Raw genomic sequence first — 2,605 nt, 5'->3', positions numbered from 1 at the left:
GATGGTGATCCCCAGGGGGAAGAACAGGAAGAACATCGGGATGTGGGACGGCGTGAGGGCGGTGTCGCGCACGGCCGTCTGGTGCCAGGAGCCGTCCTGGTTGGGCCAGAAGCTGGCCATGATGTACAGGATCACGCTGGTGATCCCGACCAGCCCCCAGAACACGGCGATGCGGCGGACCTCCTCGGCGTGGGTGGCCTCGCGGAGCACCACCTTGCGCCCGCGCCGCACCAGGTAGCCCCACCACAGCAAGGTGCCCACGGTCACGCCGAGGACCTCGGCGATGAACAGGGAGCGGTAGTAGAGGCCGAAGTCGCGGCTGGAGGCGTCGATCCCGACCGACCAGGCGGTGAACTGCTGGAAGATGCGGATCGCCAGCGCCAGGAAGATGAAGGCCAGGCTGCCTATCCAGCACACCCGCCAGCCGCCCATCCAGTCGATCGGGCCCCTGCCGGGCTTATCCGGCTTGTAGTCGATCGGCTCACTGGCCGCCGGGCGCTCAACGGTCGGCGTTGCTACGTCCGTCATGCCTGTTCCTTTCTCTCCACCGGGACCGGCACTGACGTGTTCCAAGCGTGTCTTGAAGGTAAGAAGACGCGGAGGCCGTCACAAGCTACGAACCTCTATAACCTCGCATCGTTGCAACAATGTGCGAATTGACGACGAATTAGTCGGCGGCCACGGTCGGGGCCGGGAGGTCGTAGCGGGTCGCGAGCATGCCCCGGCAGAAGCCGGCGTTGCCCTCGATGCTCACGCGGGTCAGGCTGGCGAAGCGCAGGTGCCGTTCGAGCAGCTCGGGTGGGATGGGGTTGCCGTCCGTGTCGACCACCAGGGGCGCCTCCGGGCCGACGTCCAGCCCCAGCTCGGCCCGGCGCTGCAGGTAGGTGTCGAGCTCCGGCGACGGGGGCAGGTCGCCGAGGCGCAGGCGGCCCAGCTCCCCGGTGGTCGCGCCACCGTCCAGCAGGGCCTTGACGAGCCGCTGCTGGCGGTTGATCAGCGCCTTGCGCCGGAACAGGGTGCGCAGCTCGTCGAGCTCGTCGTCGGCCAGGCCGTCGAACGACTGCTGGAAGCCGCGCCGCTGGGCGACGCCGTGGTTGATCTCCTCGGAGGTGAAGTGGTCGTCGAGGAAGACCTCGGCCTGGCGGACGCCGGGCACGGCCCGGACGGCCGTGTCGGCGTCGGCCACCATCAGGTAGGCGAAGTTGGGGGCACAGAAGTAGGTGGGCAGGCGCAGGTGGACCCGGACGGTGTCCCCGTCCACCTCGAGGGACGACACGAACCCGAGGTCCGGAAGGGGCTCGTCCAGCTCGGGGTCACGCACCGTGCCGAGCGCCTCCAGCACCGCGGAGCTGTCGACCGGGGGGCTGTCCACCAGCCCCCCGGTCCGTGCCTCGGTCACTCGCTGTGCCCGCCCACGCTGGCCTCGACCGGGACCGCCGGCTTCTCGGTGACGTCCTGGCCGGTGCCCTCGTCGCCGGCGCTGACGCCCTCCGGGACCTTGAGGTCGTACAGCTTGGCCGCGTTCAGCCCGAGGATCTTCTTCTTCACGTTGGTGGTGATCTCTGGGTACTCGTTCTCCATCGGGTACTGGTAGTCGACGAACTTCTCGACCAGCCACTTGGGGTGCCAGAGGGCGTAGTCGCTGGCGAACAGCAGGCGGTCCTCGCCGAGCCAGTACAGCAGCTCGCCCACGACCTGGCCGAAGTAGGCGGGCCGGGTGTGGATGAACGGCATCGCCACTGCCAGGCCGCCGTACACGTTCGGCTCCTGGGTGCCGATCCAGCACATGTCCTCCAGCCGGGGCAGCCCGACGTGCTCGACGATGAAGTTCAGGCCCGGGAAGGTGCTGGCGGCGTCGTCGACATCGGCCAGGTCGAAGGAGTCCCGGTTGAGGGGCCAGATGGTCGGGCCCTTGTGGACGTGGATGTTGGTGACGCCGAGCTCCTCGCACTTCTCGAGGTGGCGCAGGGCCCACGGGTCGGTGAGCTTCCAGCCCTTGGAAGCGTCGTGCCACTCGGCCGTGTACAGCTTCACGCCCTTGGAGCCGTACTTGCGGACCTTCTCCTCGAACATGGCCAGGCCGGCCTCGCCCAGGCGGGGCTCGAAGGAGGTGTTGAGGACGAACTTGTCCGGGTACTTCTCCTTGAGGACCGCGTCCTGCGCGGTGGTGTTGAACCCCTGGTGGTAGAAGTCGGTCAGGTAGGTCGGCTGGAAGATGGCCACGTCGACGTAGCCGTCCTCGAAGAGGTCCTTCATCAGGGTGGGCTCGTCGTACTTGCGGTACTTCTCAAGGGGCCAGACGTAGTCCTCGGGGCTCAGATTCTTGTGGTAGTCGTAGAAGCAGCGGATGAAGCCCTCGCCGTACTTGTTCTTGGTGTTCTCCTCGCTCGCGTCCCAGAAGTGCATGTGGCCGTCGACCACGAAGTACTTCTCGCCGTCCTTCTCGTACATGAGGCGCCTCCCTTAGCTGGGGATGAGGATCGCGCGGGTGCCGGGCAGCCGGCCGTTGTCGAGGTCGTCGATGGCGTCGTTGGCCGCCTCCAGGGGGTAGGGCTTGGTGTGCAGGGTGACCTTGCCCTGGGCGGCCAGGGCCATCAGCTCGGCA

Annotated in this window: 4 protein-coding genes; all 4 read right to left on the bottom strand. The window is 67.4% G+C overall.

The window, feature by feature from the left end:
* Nucleotides 1–528: methane monooxygenase/ammonia monooxygenase subunit C (locus VF468_31455; protein ID HEX5882804.1), on the bottom strand; the 528-nt coding region annotated here is incomplete at its 3' end.
* A gap of 139 nt (nt 529–667) precedes the next feature.
* The gene (locus tag VF468_31450) at nt 668–1,399 is read right to left on the bottom strand and encodes an iron-sulfur cluster assembly protein (protein ID HEX5882803.1); all 732 of its coding nucleotides are present in this window, start codon (nt 1,397–1,399) and stop codon (nt 668–670) included.
* A complete protein-coding gene (locus VF468_31445) occupies nt 1,396–2,451 on the bottom strand; it encodes an amidohydrolase family protein (GenBank protein ID HEX5882802.1) in 1,056 nt (351 codons plus the stop codon). The genes VF468_31450 and VF468_31445 overlap by 4 nt, the downstream gene beginning before the upstream one ends.
* 12 nt (nt 2,452–2,463) lie before the next feature.
* Nucleotides 2,464–2,605: NAD(P)-dependent alcohol dehydrogenase (locus VF468_31440; protein HEX5882801.1), on the bottom strand; the 142-nt coding region annotated here is incomplete at its 5' end.

The sequence above is a fragment of the Actinomycetota bacterium genome, assembly GCA_036280995.1.
Lineage (GTDB): Bacteria > Actinomycetota > CALGFH01 > CALGFH01 > CALGFH01 > CALGFH01.
Note: the sequence above shows the minus strand (reverse complement) of the source record. Positions and strands in the feature narration are given on the sequence as shown.